The 16,929-nt window shown below is 69.6% G+C and carries 17 protein-coding genes; 13 read left to right on the top strand and 4 right to left on the bottom strand.

Annotated elements, in window-relative coordinates; all coding sequences use genetic code 11:
• Positions 1–37 precede the first annotated feature (37 nt).
• Genes UC35_RS12000 through UC35_RS11990 form a run of 3 tightly spaced genes read left to right on the top strand, consistent with a single transcriptional unit; the run spans position 38 to position 3,533 of the window.
• Positions 38–781 carry an alanyl-tRNA editing protein gene (locus tag UC35_RS12000; protein WP_061499810.1) on the top strand — a complete coding sequence of 248 codons (744 nt, stop codon included), beginning with the start codon at positions 38–40 and terminating at the stop codon, positions 779–781.
• 41 nt (positions 782–822) lie between these two features.
• Complete coding sequence (locus UC35_RS11995; protein WP_061503809.1) at positions 823–2,913, top strand: protein-disulfide reductase DsbD family protein; 2,091 nt, start codon at positions 823–825, stop codon at positions 2,911–2,913.
• Positions 2,914–2,924: 11 nt separating this feature from the next.
• Positions 2,925–3,533, top strand: a complete 609-nt coding sequence (locus tag UC35_RS11990; RefSeq protein WP_061499807.1) for a thioredoxin family protein — start codon at positions 2,925–2,927, stop codon at positions 3,531–3,533.
• Here the strand turns inward: UC35_RS11990 and UC35_RS11985 are convergent.
• Positions 3,530–3,949: a hypothetical protein gene (locus tag UC35_RS11985; protein ID WP_061499804.1), complete on the bottom strand. Its 420-nt coding sequence runs from the start codon at positions 3,947–3,949 to the stop codon at positions 3,530–3,532. The genes UC35_RS11990 and UC35_RS11985 overlap by 4 nt on opposite strands.
• A 68-nt stretch (positions 3,950–4,017) precedes the next feature.
• Between UC35_RS11985 and UC35_RS11980 the strand changes: the two genes are divergently transcribed.
• From UC35_RS11980 to glf, 3 genes are all read left to right on the top strand, one after another.
• Entirely contained in the window at positions 4,018–4,509 is a 492-nt protein-coding gene (locus UC35_RS11980) for a CoA-binding protein (protein WP_061499800.1), read from the top strand.
• Positions 4,510–4,514: 5 nt separating this feature from the next.
• Positions 4,515–5,843: an O-acetylhomoserine aminocarboxypropyltransferase/cysteine synthase family protein gene (locus UC35_RS11975; protein ID WP_061499798.1), complete on the top strand. Its 1,329-nt coding sequence runs from the start codon at positions 4,515–4,517 to the stop codon at positions 5,841–5,843.
• Positions 5,844–5,934: 91 nt separating this feature from the next.
• Positions 5,935–7,089, top strand: coding sequence for a UDP-galactopyranose mutase (glf, locus tag UC35_RS11970; protein WP_061499795.1), 1,155 nt, complete (start codon positions 5,935–5,937; stop codon positions 7,087–7,089).
• Here the strand turns inward: glf and UC35_RS11965 are convergent.
• The gene (locus UC35_RS11965) at positions 7,079–8,215 is read right to left on the bottom strand and encodes a tetratricopeptide repeat protein (protein ID WP_061499791.1); all 1,137 of its coding nucleotides are present in this window, start codon (positions 8,213–8,215) and stop codon (positions 7,079–7,081) included. The two genes, glf and UC35_RS11965, sit on opposite strands and share 11 nt — an antisense overlap.
• Here UC35_RS11965 and hemE point away from each other — a divergent pair.
• A complete protein-coding gene (hemE, locus tag UC35_RS11960; protein ID WP_061499789.1) occupies positions 8,214–9,305 on the top strand; it encodes a uroporphyrinogen decarboxylase in 1,092 nt (363 codons plus the stop codon). The two genes, UC35_RS11965 and hemE, sit on opposite strands and share 2 nt — an antisense overlap.
• Before the next feature lie 341 nt (positions 9,306–9,646).
• On the top strand, positions 9,647–11,680 hold the full coding sequence (locus UC35_RS11955; protein WP_145979409.1) for a primosomal protein N': 2,034 nt from the start codon (positions 9,647–9,649) through the stop codon (positions 11,678–11,680).
• Positions 11,681–11,757: 77 nt separating this feature from the next.
• Here the strand turns inward: UC35_RS11955 and rsmI are convergent, their stop codons facing one another.
• Positions 11,758–12,669 (bottom strand): 16S rRNA (cytidine(1402)-2'-O)-methyltransferase, encoded by a 912-nt coding sequence (gene rsmI / locus UC35_RS11950; protein ID WP_061499787.1) that lies wholly within the window; start codon positions 12,667–12,669, stop codon positions 11,758–11,760.
• On the opposite strand from rsmI, the gene UC35_RS11945 reads away from it, so the two are divergent.
• The 4 genes from UC35_RS11945 to UC35_RS11930 all read left to right on the top strand — a co-directional run bounded on the left by UC35_RS11945 (position 12,669) and on the right by UC35_RS11930 (position 15,033).
• A complete protein-coding gene (locus tag UC35_RS11945; protein WP_061499784.1) occupies positions 12,669–13,052 on the top strand; it encodes a YraN family protein in 384 nt (127 codons plus the stop codon). The two genes, rsmI and UC35_RS11945, sit on opposite strands and share 1 nt — an antisense overlap.
• Before the next feature lie 97 nt (positions 13,053–13,149).
• Positions 13,150–13,620 carry a hypothetical protein gene (locus tag UC35_RS11940; RefSeq protein ID WP_145979408.1) on the top strand — a complete coding sequence of 157 codons (471 nt, stop codon included), beginning with the start codon at positions 13,150–13,152 and terminating at the stop codon, positions 13,618–13,620.
• A gap of 40 nt (positions 13,621–13,660) precedes the next feature.
• Entirely contained in the window at positions 13,661–14,260 is a 600-nt protein-coding gene (locus UC35_RS11935) for a phosphoheptose isomerase (protein WP_061499779.1), read from the top strand.
• Positions 14,261–14,262: 2 nt separating this feature from the next.
• Complete coding sequence (locus tag UC35_RS11930; protein ID WP_415752673.1) at positions 14,263–15,033, top strand: BON domain-containing protein; 771 nt, start codon at positions 14,263–14,265, stop codon at positions 15,031–15,033.
• Positions 15,034–15,072: 39 nt separating this feature from the next.
• On the opposite strand, the gene UC35_RS11925 is transcribed toward UC35_RS11930, so the two are convergent.
• Complete coding sequence (locus tag UC35_RS11925) at positions 15,073–16,137, bottom strand: NAD(P)-dependent oxidoreductase (protein ID WP_415752705.1); 1,065 nt, start codon at positions 16,135–16,137, stop codon at positions 15,073–15,075.
• 144 nt (positions 16,138–16,281) lie between these two features.
• Between UC35_RS11925 and UC35_RS11920 the strand changes: the two genes are divergently transcribed.
• On the top strand, positions 16,282–16,878 hold the full coding sequence (locus UC35_RS11920) for a hypothetical protein (protein WP_227820318.1): 597 nt from the start codon (positions 16,282–16,284) through the stop codon (positions 16,876–16,878).
• Positions 16,879–16,929: the final 51 nt, after the last annotated feature.

The raw sequence follows: 16,929 nt of genomic DNA, 5'->3' as shown, positions 1-16,929 counted from the left end.
ACGGAGCGCCGGTTTCCAAACCCGCGACAATTCGGTCATGACCCAAGAGTTATTTCGCCAGGACGCCTACCTGAAGGAGTGCAGCGCGACCATTGCCTCGGTGGGGGAGCAGGGCATCGTGCTGGACCGCACGGTGTTCTATCCGGTCGGCGGCGGCCAGGCCGGCGACAGCGGTGTCCTGGTGCTGGCCGATGGCCGGCAACTCGCCGTCGCGGATACGCGCAAGTGCAAGGACGCCGAGGGCCGCGCCACCGCCGACATCGCCCACCTGCCGGCGCCCGGCCAGGATGAGCTGGTGGCCGAGCTGAAGCCGGGCGACGCCGTGACCGCGCGCGTGGACTGGGCGCGCCGGCACCGGCACATGCGCTTCCACACCGCCACCCACCTGCTGTGCCACCTGGTGCCGCAACTTGTGAACGGCTGTTCGATCACAGCGGAATATGCCCGGCTGGATTTCAACATGACCGACCCGCTCGACAAGGACGCGCTCACGCAGGGCATCGCGCGCCTGGTGGCCGCAGGCCATCCGGTGCAGATCGGCGCGATCAGCGACGCCGAGCTCGATGCCAACCCGGCGCTGGTCAAGAGCATGTCGGTGCAGCCGCCGCGCGGCACCGGCCAGGTGCGCACCATCCGCATCGGCCAGGGCGAGCAGATCGATTTCCAGCCCTGCGGCGGAACGCACGTGGCCAACACCGCCGAGATCGGCGCGGTCGTCGTCACCAGGATTGAAAAGAAGAGTGCCACCACGCGGCGCGTGGTGCTGGGGTTTGCAGAATGAAGTTTGGAATGGATTCGCTGCGCCGGTTTGGCGTGTTGGCCATGGTGGCCCTGCTGCCGCTGCTGGCCGCGGCCCAAGGCGGGGCCAAGAGCGTGGTCACCACCGATCGGGTGCGCGCCGAGTTGCTGGCCCACGCGCCGGACGGCATCGCGCCCGGCAGGCAAGTGTGGCTGGGCCTGCAACTGGCGCACAAGCCGGAGTGGCATACCTACTGGAAGAACTCGGGTGATTCGGGCCTGCCGACCCAGCTGACCTGGACGCTGCCGCGCGGCGTGGAGGCTGGCGAGATCGCCTGGCCGGTGCCCCGGAAGATCCCGATCGGCGCGCTGGCCAACTACGGCTACGAGGGCACGGTGTTGCTGCCGGTGCCGCTCACCATCACGCCGGAGTTCAAGGCCCCGCTGGCGGGCGACCTCGAGGTGCGCCTCAAGGCCAACTGGCTGGTGTGCAAGAAGGAGTGCATCCCGGAAGAAGGCGACTTCGTGCTCAAGGTGCCGGCGCGCAGCACCACGGCGCTGAACGCCGCGCAGTTCCAGCAGGCGTTCGACGCCCAGCCGCGGCCGCTGGACGGCGGTGGCAGCACCGCGCGCATCGAAGGCAGCGCATTGGCCATCACCGTGCAGGGCCTGCCGGCGACCTTGCGCGGCAAGCCACTGGAGTTCTTCCCCGAGACCGGTGAAGTGGTCGAGACCGGCGCGCAGTGGACGCAGGCCTGGAAAGGCGAGGCCTGGACGGCCCAGGTGCCGCTGTCGCCACAGCGCGCCGCGAGCCCGACGGCGATGCCGGTGGTGCTGGCCTCGAATGGCCAGGGCTGGCGCACCGAACTGAAGGTGGTCGGCGCCTGGCCGGCCGCGCAGGCGGCGCCGGCCGGCCTGCCGCCTTCGCTGGAAGCGGCGCTGCGCGAGAACGCGCGAGCGCCGGCGACGCCGTCCATCGGCTTCGCCGCCGCGCTGCTCGGCGCGCTGCTGGGCGGGCTGATCCTCAACCTGATGCCCTGCGTGTTCCCGATCCTGGCGATCAAGGTGGTGGGCTTCACCCGCCACGCCGACGACCACCGGGGCCACCGCATCAGCGGGCTCGCCTACACGGCCGGGGTGGTCGTCTCATTCGCCGGGCTGGCGGCGCTGATGCTGGCGCTGCGGGCGGCCGGCGAGCAGCTGGGCTGGGGCTTCCAGCTGCAATCGCCGGCGGTGGTGGCCGTGCTGGCGGCGCTGTTCACCATCATCGGCCTCAACCTGGCCGGCGTGTTCGAGTTCCGCTCTTTCCTGCCCAGCCGCTGGGCCACCATGCAGGCCAAGCACCCGGTGGCCGACGCCTTCCTCACCGGGGTGCTGGCGGTCGCGGTCGCTTCGCCCTGCACCGCGCCCTTCATGGGCGCCTCGCTCGGCCTTGCCATCGCGCTGCCGGCGGCCGAGGCGCTGGCCATCTTCGCCGTGCTGGGCCTGGGCATGGCCCTGCCCTACCTGGTGGCCAGCTGGGTGCCGCCGGTGGCGCGCTGGCTGCCGCGGCCCGGGGCGTGGATGGAGACCTTCCGCCGCCTGATGGCTTTCCCGATGTTCGGCACTGTCGTTTGGCTGGTCTGGGTGCTCGGCCAGCAGAGCGGCATCGATGGCGCCGGCGCGCTGCTGGCGCTGCTGGTGGCGCTCAGCATGACGGTCTGGGCGCTCACCTTGCGCGGCCGCGTCCGGCTGGCGCTGGGCGCGCTGGCGCTGGCCAGTTTCGGCCTGCTGGCCTGGACGGCCGGCGGCGCCATCACCCGGGTGGCGACGGCGCAACCGGCCGGGGCGCAGGAGCGCTGGCAGGCCTGGGCGCCCGGCCGCGTGGACCAGCTGCTGGCCGAAGGCCGCCCCGTGTTCGTCGACTTCACGGCCGCCTGGTGCGTCACCTGCCAGTACAACAAGAAGACCACGCTGACGGATCGGGAAGTGCTGGCCGACTTCGAATCGCGTAACTTCGCCTTGTTGCGCGCCGACTGGACTCGCCGCGATCCGGCGATCACCGAGGCGCTGGCGCAACTGGGTCGCAGCGGCGTGCCGGTCTACGTCGTGTACCGCCAGGGACGGCCGCCGGTCGTGCTGTCCGAAGTGATCGGGGTCGAGGAAGTGCGTTCCGTCATCAACAACGAGCTCTAAGGAGTGCTGCCATGCTGCGTCGTGCCCTGCTGGCCCTGACTGCCCTCGCCTGCCTGCCGGCGGCCCAGGCCGCACCCGCGGTGGGCCAGGCAGCGCCCGACTTCACGTTGAAGGACACCACCGGCCGGACCGTAAAGCTGAGCGACTACCGCGGCAAATACGTGGTGCTGGAGTGGACCAACCCCGGTTGCCCGTACGTGAAGAAGCACTACAACAGCAGCAACATGCAGGCGACGCAGCAGGACGCCATCGGCAAGGGCGCGGTGTGGCTGTCGATCAACTCCACCAACGAGACCGCCTGGGACTACATGGAGCCCGGCAAGTTCGTCGCCTGGCAGCAGGAGAAGAAGGCCCGGCCCACGGCGACGCTGATGGACGAGGAAGGCACGGTGGGCCGCGCTTACGGCGCGCGCACCACGCCGCACATGTACATCGTCGACCCGCAGGGCGGGCTGGTGTATGCGGGCGGCATCGACAGCATCCCTTCGAGCAGCCCGGACGACATCCCGAAGGCCGTCAACTACGTGAAGCAGGGCCTCGGCGAGGCGATGGCCGGCAAGCCGGTCTCGCAGGCGACGACGCGGCCCTACGGCTGCTCGATCAAGTACAAGAGCGCCTAGAGCCGCAGCAGCGTCAGGCTCAAGGCCAGCGTCAGGAGCTGGGCGGCGTTGAGCACCATGCCGGCGATGTGCAGCCGGCGGAAACGGGCGATGGCATCGGCGTCGGTGGCCGTCATCGTGGCACGCACGGCATCCATCTTCGCCAGGAAGAATCGGCGCGCCACCAGCGTCAAGACGCCGATCGCCGCCATCTCCGCCGCGAACCCCGGCTTGCCCGCCAGCGCGTAGCTCACCGCACCGAATCCGGCGACGATGGGCAGTGCGCGGTAGTAGACATTGAACAGGCCGCGGATGAAGCGCGAGTCCAGCGGCGTGTCGTGGTTCAGCACCAGCAGGGGCAGGGATCCCAGCATGAAATACGCCATGCACACCAGGGCGAACACGGTGGAGAACAACGCAAGGATCGTGAAAAGCATGGGCGAGGTCCCTCTCCGGCCATGCTGCGCGACCCAGCTTTCACGAACTTGACATTAGACTGGTCGCCATGAACACGATCAGTGAGCTGCGCCGCATCCTGGGCGCGGCCCGGACCATCGCCGTGGTGGGCCTGTCGCCCCAATGGCATCGCCCGAGCTTCTTCGCGGCCAAGTACATGCAGTCGCATGGCTACCGGATCGTGCCGGTCAACCCGACGGCCAGCAAGATCCTGGGCGAACGCAGCTACCCCAGCCTGAGCGCTGCGGCCGAGGCGCTGGCCCGGGAAGGCGTGGGGATCGACCTGGTCGACTGCTTCCGCCGCACCGAGGAGATCGGCCCGATCGCCGACGAGGCGATCGCCATCGGCGCCAAGTGCCTGTGGCAGCAGATCGGCGTCCTCAACGAGGCCGCGGCCGCCAAGGCGCGCGCCGCCGGCCTGGACAGCGTCATGGACCGCTGCGTCAAGATCGAACATGCGCGGCTGTTCGGCGGGCTCAACTGGGCCGGCGTCAACACCCGGGTGATCTCCTCGCGCCGGCCGCACCAGCTCTTTTACTGACGGCGATGGCAAGCAGCGACCAGGACCACGAGTACGGTTTCGGCACCCGCGCCGTGCATGCGGGCGCCACCCCGGACCCGGTCACCGGCGCGCGCGCCACGCCGATCCACCAGACCACCAGCTTCGTGTTCGACTCCGCCGAGCACGCGGCCAGCCTGTTCAACCTGCAGACTTTCGGCAACGTCTACAGCCGCATCAGCAACCCCACGGTGGCGGTACTCGAGGAGCGCGTGGCCTCGCTCGAGGGCGGGCGCGCCGCCCTGGCCTGCGCCACTGGCATGGCTGCCCAAATGACCGCCCTGCTGGCGATCCTGAAGGCCGGCGACCACATCGTGGCGGCCAGCACGCTGTACGGCGGCACCGTCGGTCAGCTCGGCATCGGCTTCTCCCGCCTGGGCATAGAAACCACCTTCGTCGACCCGCAGGACCCGGACAACTTCCGCCGCGCCATCCGGCCCTCCACGCGCGCCCTGTACGGCGAGACGCTGGGCAATCCGCTGGTGAATGTGTTCGACATCGAGCCGGTGGCGCAGATCGCGCACGAGCATGGCCTGCCGCTGGTGATCGACAACACGGTGGCCAGTCCCTACCTGTGCACGCCCTTTGACTTCGGCGCGGACATCGTGGTGCACAGCGCCACCAAGTACCTGGGCGGCCACGGCACGACCATGGCCGGCGTGCTGGTGGAGTCCGGCAAGTTCGACTGGGCCGGCCCGCTGGCACGCGACAAGTTTCCCGAGATGCTCGAGCCCAGCCGCGCTTATCACGGCGTGAAGTTCTACGAGACCTTTGGCGACTTCGGCTACACCATGAAGGCGCGCATGGAAGTGAACCGCACCTTCGGCGGCTCGCTTTCGCCGCTGAACGCCTGGCTGATCCTGCAGGGCATCGAGACGCTGCACCTGCGCATGCAGGCGCATTGCCGCAACGCGCTGCGCGTCGCGCAGTTCCTCGCCGAGCACCCCCTGGTCAGCTGGGTCAACTACCCCGGCCTGGACAGCTCGCCGCACTACGCGCTCGCCAAGAAGCAGTTCCGGCTGATCGACGGCGCGCCGGGCGCCTCGGGCATCCTGACCTTCGGCATCAAGGCGGCCGATCCGGCCCGGGCCGGCGAGCGCTTCATCGACGCCTGCGAGTTCCTGAGCCACCTGGCCAACATCGGCGACGCCAAGACGCTGGTGATCCACCCCGCCTCGACCACCCACCGCCAGCTCGACGAGGCCGAGCTCGCGCGCGCCGGGGTGCGCCCCGACATGATCCGCCTGTCGGTCGGCATCGAGGACGTGGAAGACATCCTCTGGGACATCGACCAGGCACTGCGTCGAGCGACGTAAGCGCGAACGCCGCCGTTTCGGGCCTCTTGGCCGACGCCGCCACCCCCGGGGCCCATGTGAGACTGCCCAGCGCCCGAACGCGCGCTGGCTCATGGACAACATCAGCAAGGACCCCGGATTCGACTACCTGGTGGTAGGCGCCGGCTTCGCCGGCAGCGTGCTGGCGGAGCGGCTGGCCAGCCAGCTGGGCCTGCGCGTGCTGGTGGTGGAAAAGAGAAGCCACATCGGCGGCAATGCCCACGACCGCTTCAACGACGAAGGCATCCTCATCCATCCCTACGGGCCCCACATCTTCCACACCAATTCCGCCGAAATCTTCGGCTACCTGTCCCAGTTCACCCGCTGGCGCGCCTACCAGCACCGCGTGCTCGCCAGCGTCGACGGCCAGCTGGTGCCCGTGCCGATCAACCTCGACACGATCAACAAGCTGTATGGGCTGGACCTGTCGCCGGAGGAGGTCGAGCACTATCTGGCGGGCGTGGCCGAACGGGTCGATCGCGTGCGGACCTCCGAGGATGTGGTCGTGAGCAAGGTTGGCCGCGACCTCTACAACAAGTTCTTCCGCGGCTACACGCGCAAGCAATGGGGGCTCGATCCCTCGCAGCTGGATGCCAGCGTCGCGGCCCGGGTGCCGGCCCGCACCAACCGCGACGACCGCTACTTCACCGACACCTACCAGGCCATGCCGCTGCACGGCTACACGCGGCTGTTCGAGAACATGCTGGGGCACCCGAACATCCGGGTGCTGCTGGGAACGGACTTCCGCGAGGTCGCAGGCGCCGTGGCCTGGCGGCACATGATCTACACCGGCCCGATCGACGCCTACTTCGACCACCGCTTCGGCAAGCTGCCCTATCGCAGCCTGGAGTTCCGGCACCTGACGCTGCCGCAGGCGCAGTTCCAGCCGGTGGGCACGGTGAACTATCCGAACGAGCACGGCTACACCCGGATCACCGAGTTCAAGCACCTCACCGGCCAGAGCCACCCCAGCACCGCGGTCGTGTACGAGTTCCCGCGCGCCGAGGGCGATCCCTACTACCCCGTGCCCCGGCCGGAGAACGCGCAGCTCTATCGCCGGTACGAGGCGCTGGCCGAGGCCGCCGCCGACGTCACCTTCGTCGGACGCCTGGCCACCTACAAGTACTACAACATGGACCAGGTGGTGGGGCAGGCGCTGGCCACCTTCAAGCGGCTGCGGCAGGAGTGGGGGCAGCGCGCGGACGAGCGGCGGCGACTCAGGGCTTGAGCAGCCACACGAACAGCCCCTCGATCGGGACGCCCTGGTCCTCGCGAATCGGATGCTGGGCGCTTGCCATGAGCTCGAGCCCGTTCTGCCGCGCCAGCGCGTCGCTGTAGGCGCGCGAATGGGCATAGCGCAGGCTGGCGCGCAGCTCCATCGGCGCGGTGCCATCGGCAAGCTCCACGGTAAAGGCGAACAGACCCTGCGGCACCAGCGCTTCGCCGACGGCAGCGAACACCGCCTCGAGCGCGCCCACATAGACCAGCACATCGGCGGCGATCACCAGGTCGTGCTGCGCGCGCCGGCCGGCCAGGGCTTCGAGCAGGTCCGCCTGCAGCACCTCGTCGTACACCCCGCGCGCGCGGGCCTGTTCGACCATGTTGGCCGACAGGTCGACGCCGGTGATGCGCCGGCTGAGTGGCCGCAGTTGCTGGCCGCACAGGCCGGTGCCGCAGCCCAGGTCGAGGACGTGGTCGAAGCGGCGCGGGCCCAGGCCGCGCACCAGGATTTCCGGCGCGCGGTAGCGCAGCACCTGCACCAAGTGGTCCTCGAAGCCCTGGGCGTAGCCGTCGAACAGACCCTGCACGTAGCGGCGCGGCGGCGCGGCCGGCGCTTGGTCGCCCCGCAGGCCGGCCAGGAAATAGCGATTGAGCTCGGCATCGCCGCCGTGGTCCAGCGCGTTCTGGAAGGCCTGCGCGGCCTCTTGCGGCCGCCCCAGGTCCTTCAGCAGGTTGCCGCGCAGGGTCCAGAGCGCGCCGACTGCGGGCGCGACGCGCAGCGCCGTATCCACGCGCTCCAGCGCCTGCCGGTGCCGGCCGAGTTCGGCCAGGGCGGTGGCGAGGTGCCCGAGCGCCTCGGCATCCGCGGGTTCAGCACGCACGACCTCTTCCAGCACCTCGGCCGCGTCCTCGAACCGGCCCAGCCGGATCCGCGTGGCGCCCAGGTTCATCAGCGTCGAGGGGCGCCCCGGCACCAGCGAGAGCGACGCCACGAATTGGAGCTGGGCCTGCTCGAAGCGCCCGGCCTCGAAGTGTTGCACGCCCTGCAGGAAAAAGTTCTTGGCCTGTTCGAAGTTGCTGTCCATCGCCGCGGAATCATAGGGGCCGGCGGGCGCCTGCGACAATTCGGGCATGACTTTCGCGCCGCTTGAGAACGACTGCTTTTTGCGCGCCTGCCGGCGCCTGGCGACCCCCCACACCCCGGTCTGGCTGATGCGCCAGGCCGGCCGCTACCTCGCCGAGTACCGCGAGACCCGCGCCCGCGCGGGCAGCTTCATGGGCCTGGCGACCAACGTGGACTTCGCGACCGAAGTCACGCTGCAGCCGCTGGAGCGCTACGAACTCGATGCGGCGATCCTGTTTTCCGACATCCTCACCGTGCCGGACGCCATGGGCCTGGGCCTGAGCTTCGCCCTCGGTGAAGGGCCGCGCTTCGCACATCCGGTGCGCGACGAGGCCGCGGTGGCGGCGCTGCGCGTGCCCGAACTGGAGAAGCTGCGCTACGTGTTCGACGCGGTGAGCTCGATCCGCAAGGCCCTGAACGGGCGCGTGCCCCTGATCGGCTTTTCCGGCAGCCCCTGGACGCTGGCCTGCTACATGGTCGAAGGTGCCGGCTCGGACGACTACCGGCTGGTCAAGTCCATGCTGTACGGCCGGCCCGACCTGATGCACCGCATGCTCGAAATCAATGCGCAGGCGGTGGCCGCCTACCTCAACGCGCAGATCGAGGCCGGCGCGCAGGCGGTGATGATTTTCGACAGCTGGGGCGGCGTGCTGGCCGATGGGGCGTTCCAGGAATTCAGCCTGGCCTACACGGCGCGCGTGCTGGCGCAGCTCAAGCGCGAGCACGAGGGGGCGGACATCCCGCGCATCGTCTTCACCAAGGGCGGCGGCCTTTGGCTGCAAGAGATGGCGCAGCTCGATTGCGAGGTGCTCGGCCTGGACTGGACGGTGAACCTGGGCCGCGCGCGGGAGATCGCCGGGGCGAGCAAGGCGCTGCAGGGCAACCTCGATCCGGCCGTGCTGTTCGCGCCGCCGGCGCAGGTCGAGCGCGAGGCCCGGCGCGTGCTCGATAGTTTCGGCGCGCCCCATCGCGGCGCCGGCAACGGACCCACGCACATCTTCAACCTCGGTCACGGCATCAGCCAATTCACGCCGGCGGAGCACGTCAAGGTGCTCGTCGACGCGGTCCACGAGCATTCCAAGCGGATGCGTGCGGCATGAGCTCCCGGCTGTCACGAGGGATTCCACTTAATACTACGGAAGAGCTATGTGCATATTGCTGCGCTGCACTTATGCACAAAAAAGGTGAAGCGGGGCGGTTTACAGGCCTCCATTCGCTACAAAACCGATAGCGCAGCTAAGTCGTTGATTTTGAACAAGTTCCTGCCAGGAGATTTTTTCCGGAAACGCGTCCAACTCCTTGATTTTTCAGGGCAGGCCGGGCTCGACGGCCCGTGTATCAACAAAGTTATCCACAGGAATTGTGGATTCTGCGCAAAAGCTTGCGAAATCAAAGACTTAGCGGGCTTACTTGAAGAAACACTGAAGCCCGGGGACTGAAGGTGGGAACCCTGGTTTCGGTCGTCGTTCCCACCCCCGCGCACAGCAGCTTGGGGGGCACCCTCAGTTATGTGAGTGAGTCGCCGCTAGCTTCCGGTCAACTGGTGCGGGTGCCCTTGGGCCGACGCGAAGTGCTGGGTGTGGTGTGGGACGCGGCCGAGGCGCCGGCGGACATCCAGCCCAAACCGATCGCCGGCGTGCTGGACGGCCTGCCCCCGCTCGCACCGGGTTGGCGCCAGCTGGTGGGCTTCGCCGCCGGCTACTACCAGCGCAGCCTGGGCGAAATCGCGCTGGCGGCACTGCCGCCGCAGCTGCGCGCGCTGGATGCCACCCAGCTCGCGCGGCGCCTGAAGCGCGCGCCCGCCGACGGCGCGAGCGCGCCCTGCGCGCAGCGCCCGGCGCTCACCGTCGAACAGCAGGCGGCACTGGCGACGCTCGAGGACAGCGCGGGCACCCACCTGCTGTTCGGCGTGACCGGCAGCGGCAAGACCGAGGTATACCTGCAGGCCGTGGAGCGCCTGTTCGCGCGCGAGCCGCAGGCGCAGGCCCTGGTGATGGTGCCGGAGATCAACCTCACGCCGCAGCTGGCGGCGCGCTTCACCGAGCGCTTCGGCGAAGCGGCGGTGGTGGCGATGAACAGCGGCATGACCAACCCGCAGCGGCTGAAAAGCTGGATGGCCGCGCACATGGGTAGCGCACGCATCGTGCTGGGCACGCGCATGGCGGTGTTCGCCTCGATGCCGCAGCTGCGCCTGATCGTGGTCGACGAGGAGCACGACCCGAGCTACAAGCAGCAGGAAGGCGCCCGCTACTCGGCGCGCGACCTCGCGGTCTGGCGCGGGCGCAACGAAGGCGCGGCCGTGGTCCTGGGCTCGGCGACCCCGTCGCTCGAAAGCTGGCAGGCCGCCGACCGGGGCCGCTACCGGCGGCTGGACATGCCCTCGCGGGTCGGCCAGGGCGCGCTGCCGCAGGTCCGGCTGGTGGACATGAACCTGCAGCCCAAGCGTGCGGTCCTGTCGCCGCCGCTGCTGGAGGCGATCCAGCAGCGGCTGAGCCGCGGCGAGCAGTCGCTGGTCTTCCTCAACCGCCGCGGCTACGCGCCGGTGCTGGCCTGCAGCGCCTGCGACTGGAAAAGCGAGTGCCCCCATTGCAGCGCCTACCGCGTGTTCCACAAGAACGACCGCAGCCTGCGCTGCCACCACTGCGGCTGGAGCGAGCGGGTGCCGCGCGCCTGCCCGGAGTGCGGCAACGTGGACATCGCCACCGTGGGCCGCGGCACCGAGCGCATCGAGGAACACCTGGCGGAACTGCTGGCGGGCGTGACGCGGCCCGGCGGCGCACCGGTGCGCATCGCCCGCATGGACGCCGACAGCACGCGCGCCAAGGGTTCGCTGGAGCGCCAGCTGGCCGACATGCATGCCGGCGAGGTCGACGTGCTGGTGGGCACCCAGATGGTGACCAAGGGCCACGACTTCCGCCGCATCACGCTGGTGGCTGCGCTCAACGCCGACGCCGCCCTGTTCTCCAGCGATTTCCGCGCGCCCGAGCGGCTGTTCGCCCTCTTGATGCAGGCTGCCGGCCGGGCCGGGCGCGACGCCGCGCAGGCCGGCCACAGCGAGATGTGGGTGCAGACCTGGCATCCGCAGCATCCGCTGTTCGGCGCCCTGCGCCGGCACGACTACCCCGCCTTCGCCGCGCAGCAGCTCAAGGAGCGCGAGCAGGCCGGCATGCCGCCCTGCGGCTTCCAGGCGCTGCTGCGCGCCGAAGCGAGGACGCAGGAAGTCGCGCAGGCCTTCCTGAGCGCGGCGGCCGAAGGCGCGCAGCAGCTGCCCGATGCCGGCCAGGTGACGATCTATTCGGCGGTGCCGGCCGGCATCCAGCGGGTGGCCAATGTCGAGCGCGCCCAGCTGCTGGTCGAAAGCGGCTCGCGCCTGGCGCTGCAGCGCTTTCTGGCGAGCTGGCAGCCGATCTTGCAAGCCGCGCGCAGCAAGGGGCTGATCCGCTGGGCCGTGGATGTGGATCCGTTGGTGATCTGAGACCAGCGCCCCCACTCCTGCCCTCCCCCGGAGGGGGAGGGCGTTTCTTTCTGGCTCCCTTACCCACCGGGAGTGGGTCAGGGTGGGGGCGCTTTACCGCCCTTGATCCTCAGCGCCGCCTCATAGAGTTCGTTGCGCGGCGCGCCGGTGATCTCGGCGGCGAGCTTGACGGCGCTCTTGACCGGCAGCTCCTGCAGCAGGACGGCGAGCACCCGCGTGCCTTCGTCGGCGGCGCGGGCCAGCGGCTGCGCGTGCAGCACCAGCACGAACTCGCCGCGCGAGCGCTGCGGGTCGGCTTGCAGCCAGGCGGGCAGGGCGGCGCACTCCAGGGTCGCCACTTCCTCGAACTGCTTGGTGAGCTCGCGCGCCACTGTCAGGTGGCGGCCGCCGAGCGCGGCCAGCGCGCGCGCCGCGCTGTCGATGCGGTGCGGCGCCTCCATCAGGACCACCACCCGCGGCTCCGCGGCGAGAGCGGCCACCGCGTCCTCGCGTTCGCCCGCCTTGGCGGGCAGGAAGCCGGCGAACACGAAGCTCGCCTCCTCGGCCACCGCGCCGGCCACGCTCAGCGCCGCGGTGACGCTGCTCGCGCCCGGCAGCGGCACCACGGGCCGCCCCGCTTCACGCACGGCAGCGACCAGGCGCGCGCCGGGGTCGCTGACGGCCGGTGTGCCGGCGTCGCTGGCATAGACCACCCTTTGCCCCTGCTGCAGGCGCTCGACGACCGCTTGCGCGGCCTCGGCTTCGTTGTGCTGGTGCACCGCGATCCAATTTGCCTTGTCGATGCCGTAGGCGCGCAGCAGCGCCTGCGTGTGGCGGGTGTCCTCGCAGGCCAGCGCATCGGCGATCTGCATCACGTGCAGCGCCCGCAGGCTGATGTCGCCCAGGTTGCCGATCGGCGTGGCCATGACGTAGAGCGCGCCTTGCGGATAATGCTGCGCAGCCGCCGCATCGCGCGCGCCCGCCAGGGCCGAAGCAAAAGAAGCGCTCAATGGAAATTCCCCGCAGGAAGGAGCCCGTCACCACCAAGCAGTCCGGCGATGCCGCCGAGGACCGCGCGCTGGCGCACCTTGCCGCCGGCGGGCTGACGCTGCTTGCGCGCAATTATCGGACCCCGGGCCGGGGCGGCGGCGAAATCGACCTGGTGATGCGCGAACGCGACGGCACGCTGGTCTTCGTGGAAGTGCGCCAGCGCGCCCGCCGCGACTTCGGCGGCGCAGCCGCCAGCGTGAATGCGGGCAAGCAGCGCCGCATCGTCTTCGCCGCCCGCCACTACCTGCTGCGGCTGGCCAGCCCGCCGCCGTGCCGCTTCGACGTGGTGACCGTCGAAGGCAGCGAAGTCCGCTGGCTGCGCGCCGCCTTCGACGCGTCATAGACAGCGACAGCGTTGAGCTTGCCCGCCGGCGGACGGCGGCCGAACATGTGCCTTGCGCCGCGGCGAGGCTGCGGCCGATTTGATGGCAGGAGACCCTATGAACCGTGGAACTTCAATGTCCGCCGGGCTGGTGGCGATTGCCGCGACGCTGTGCGCGCATGCGGCGGAGGCACCGCCCGCCGCAGACCCTTCACCGCGACCGCCGATGGCGCGCGTGGACCTGCAGGGCAACTCGCCGACCACGAGCCGTGCCGGCCACGCCCACCTGGTGCTGCGCGCCGACAGCACCGACGTGGTGGTGCAGGTGCCCCCGGCCAACGGGATGACCCTGCCCATGCACCTGTACACCTATCTGCACCAGGGGTCCTGCGGCAGCCTGGGGCCGGCCACGGCGGAAGCCACGCGCCGCGTCCTCGGCTATCGCGAACCCTCGGGCCTCTGGACGGTGCGCAACACGCTGCCGGTCGGCGCGAACACGCTGCGCGCGAGCCCGCATGCGCTGGCGGTGCGCTCCGGCCCGGCAGATGGTAACCAACTGCTTTATTGCGGCGATTTGCGCCTAAGTTGAAGCCTGAGCCCCGTAACTGCCGAGTTATCATTCCCCGGCTATGCTCGAACAGCGCATCCAACAGCACTTCATCGACAGTGCCGACCTCAAGTACCAGGCCGCGCAGTCGCTGAGCAAACCCATCGCGGCGGCCGTCCAGGCGGTGCTCGCCTGCGTCACCAGCGGCGGCAAGGTGCTGGCCTGCGGCAACGGCGGGTCCGCCGCCGACGCGCAGCACTTTTCCGCGGAGTTCGTCGGCCGCTTCGAGCGCGAACGTCCGGAACTCGGCGCCATCGCGCTGACCACCGACAGCTCGATCCTCACCGCGATCGCCAACGACTACGACTACGAACGCGTGTTCGCCAAGCAGGTGCGCGCGCTCGGACAGGCCGGCGACGTGCTGCTCGCCCTGTCCACCAGCGGCAACTCCGCCAACGTGCTGGCCGCCATCGAAGCGGCGCACGAGCGCGAGATGACCGTGGTGGCGCTCACCGGCCGCGGCGGCGGCAAGATGGGTGCGGCGCTGCGCGAAACCGATGTTCACATCTGCGTGCCGCACGAACGCACGGCGCGCATCCAGGAGGTCCACATCCTCGCACTGCATTGCATCTGCGACGGCGTGGACGCTCAACTACTCGGAGATCAGGAAACCCCTACATGACGATGAACCGCAAACCCCTGCTGGTGGCCCTGGCCGCCCTGTCCCTGGCCGGCGCCTTGTCCGCATGCGCGCCGCTGGTCATCGGCGGCGCCGCCGTGGGCGCCATGGTGGCCGTGGACCGGCGCAGCTCGGGCGCGCAGCTGGACGACGAAGCCATCGAATTGCGCGCCGCCGGCCGTGTGCGCGAGGCGCTGGGCGACCGCGCCCATGTCAACGTCACCAGCTACAACCGGCAGGTGCTGCTGTCCGGCGAAGTACCGAACGAGCAGGCCAAGCAGCGCGCCGAGCAGGCGGTGGCGCGCGTGGAGAACGTCAAGGGCATCGTCAACGAACTGGCGGTGATGACCGCCACCACGCTGACCCAGCGCTCCTCGGACACCATCGTCACCGGCAAGGTGAAGGCATCGCTGGTGGATGCCAGCGACCTCTACGTCGGCGCCTACAAAGTGGTGACCGAGCGCGGCACCGTGTACCTGATGGGACGCGTCACCCAGCGCGAAGCCGACCGGGCGACGGATCTGGCCCGCACCGTCGGCGGCACGCAGCGCGTGGTGCGCATCTTCGAACTCATCACCGAAGAAGACCTGCGCAGCATCGCCCCGCACACCACCGTCGCACCCGTGCCGGTGACGGCCGCTTCCCGCGCGCCCGCGAGCGTCGCGCCGCCGCCCGCGACTTCCGCCCAGGCGACCCCGGTGCCGGCACCGGCAGTCACCACCGCCCCGGCGTCGACCTCGTCGGTGACGGCCACGCCGCTGCCGCCCGCGCGCTGAAACGCAGGCCCTGGGGCTGCCCTGCCGCAGCCCCGGTCCCTATCGCACCCGCTTGATCAGGCTGGAGGTGTCCCAGCGCCGGCCGCCCATGGCCTGCACGTCGGCATAGAACTGGTCCACCAGCGCCGTGACCGGCAGCCGCGCGCCGTTGCGCTTGGCTTCCTCGAGCACCAGGCCCAGGTCCTTGCGCATCCAGTCCACGGCGAAGCCGAAGTCGAACTTGTCGTCGATCATGGTCTTGCCGCGGTTGTCCATCTGCCAGCTCTGGGCCGCACCCTTGCCGATGACCTCGAGCACCTGCGGCATGTCCAGCCCGGCCTTCTGGCCGAAGGCGATCGCCTCGGCCAGGCCCTGCACCAGCCCGGCGATGGCGATCTGGTTGACCATCTTCGTCAACTGTCCCGCGCCGCTCGGGCCGAGTAGCGTGAAGGCGCGCGAATAGGCCATCGCGACCGGTTTCACGGCATCGAAGGCGGCGGGCTCGCCGCCGCACATCACGGTCAGCATCCCGTTCTGCGCACCGGCCTGGCCGCCCGACACCGGGGCGTCGATGAATTTCAGGCCCAGCTTCTGCGCCATGCCGTCCAGTTCACGCGCCACATTGGCCGAGGCGGTCGTGTGGTCCACGAAGACCGTGCCCGGCTTCATGCCGGCCAGGGCGCTGAGTTCGCCGAGGACCACCGAGCGCAGGTCGTCGTCATTGCCGACACAGCAGAAAACGAAGTCGCAGCCCGCGACCGCTTCGCGCGGGGTCGGCGCCGCGCGGCCCTTGAACTCCTTGAGCCAGTCCCGGGCCTTGGCCGCGCTGCGGTTGTAGACCGTCACCTCATGCCCGGCCAGCGCCAGGTGCCCGGCCATGGGAAAGCCCATCACGCCCAAGCCAAGGAAGGCGACCTTGCGTGCGGGGCTGGGTTCGTATTGCCGGGGATTGGTGCTGGCCATGCGCGTGTTCCTGAGGTGATCGGCGCATTCTAGGAGTGCAGCCCATGGCGACGAAGGTCCGCAGGAAGAACCCTTAAGGGAAGACCCATTTGGGGAAGGTCCCCAAGGGAAGAACCCTTGGAATCGCCAGCGGCGACAGCGGCTTTTCCAGAATCGAGGGATTCACAGCGCACCGGGAGACCTGCCATGAACAAGCTCGCCGCAATTTCTGTCGCCGCCGCCACACTCACGCTCGTGGCTGCCTGCACCTCCCCCTCGACTTCAAGCTCGAGCTCGAGCTCGACCCCGCCCGCGCCCACCGGTCCGATGAGTTTCTTCATCACCAGCGCAGGCAGCGGCAAGGGCGGGGATCTCGGTGGCATCGAGGGCGCCGATGCGCACTGCCAGCGCTTGGCCACCGCTGCCGGCGCCGGCAACCGGACTTGGCGCGCCTACCTGAGCGTGCCGAACGTTACGGCATCCGGCACCAACCCGGCCGTGCCTGCTGTGAATGCGCGCGAGCGCATCGGCAAGGGTCCGTGGTTCAACGCCAAAGGGGCGCTGATCGCGCGCGACGTGGAACAGCTGCATAGCGTCAACAGCATCAACAAGGAGACAGCCCTGGACGAACGCGGCAACAGGGTGCCCGCGCGCGGCGACGGGCCGACTTTCGAGCACGACATCCTCACCGGCTCGCGCTCGGACGGCACGGCCTTCGCGCCGCATACCGACACCAGCTGCCGGGCCTGGAAGTTCAACGGGCCGGACGGCTCGGCCATCGTCGGCCACCACGACCGCCTCGGACCGACCCAGGACAGCTGGTCCACATCCTGGAACTTCTCGCACCAGACACCCGGATGCAACCAGGAGGCGCTGGTGCGCGTTGGCGGCGCCGGGCGCTTCTACTGCTTCGCGCCCAACTGAACGAAGGCCCAGAACGAAAAAAGGGACCGCACCGGTCCCTTTTTTCTTGCA

Origin of the sequence: Ramlibacter tataouinensis, from assembly GCF_001580455.1 — a bacterium.
In the GTDB taxonomy this organism is placed as follows: domain Bacteria; phylum Pseudomonadota; class Gammaproteobacteria; order Burkholderiales; family Burkholderiaceae_C; genus Ramlibacter; species Ramlibacter tataouinensis_B.
This window is presented reverse-complemented; position numbering and strand designations above follow the sequence as displayed.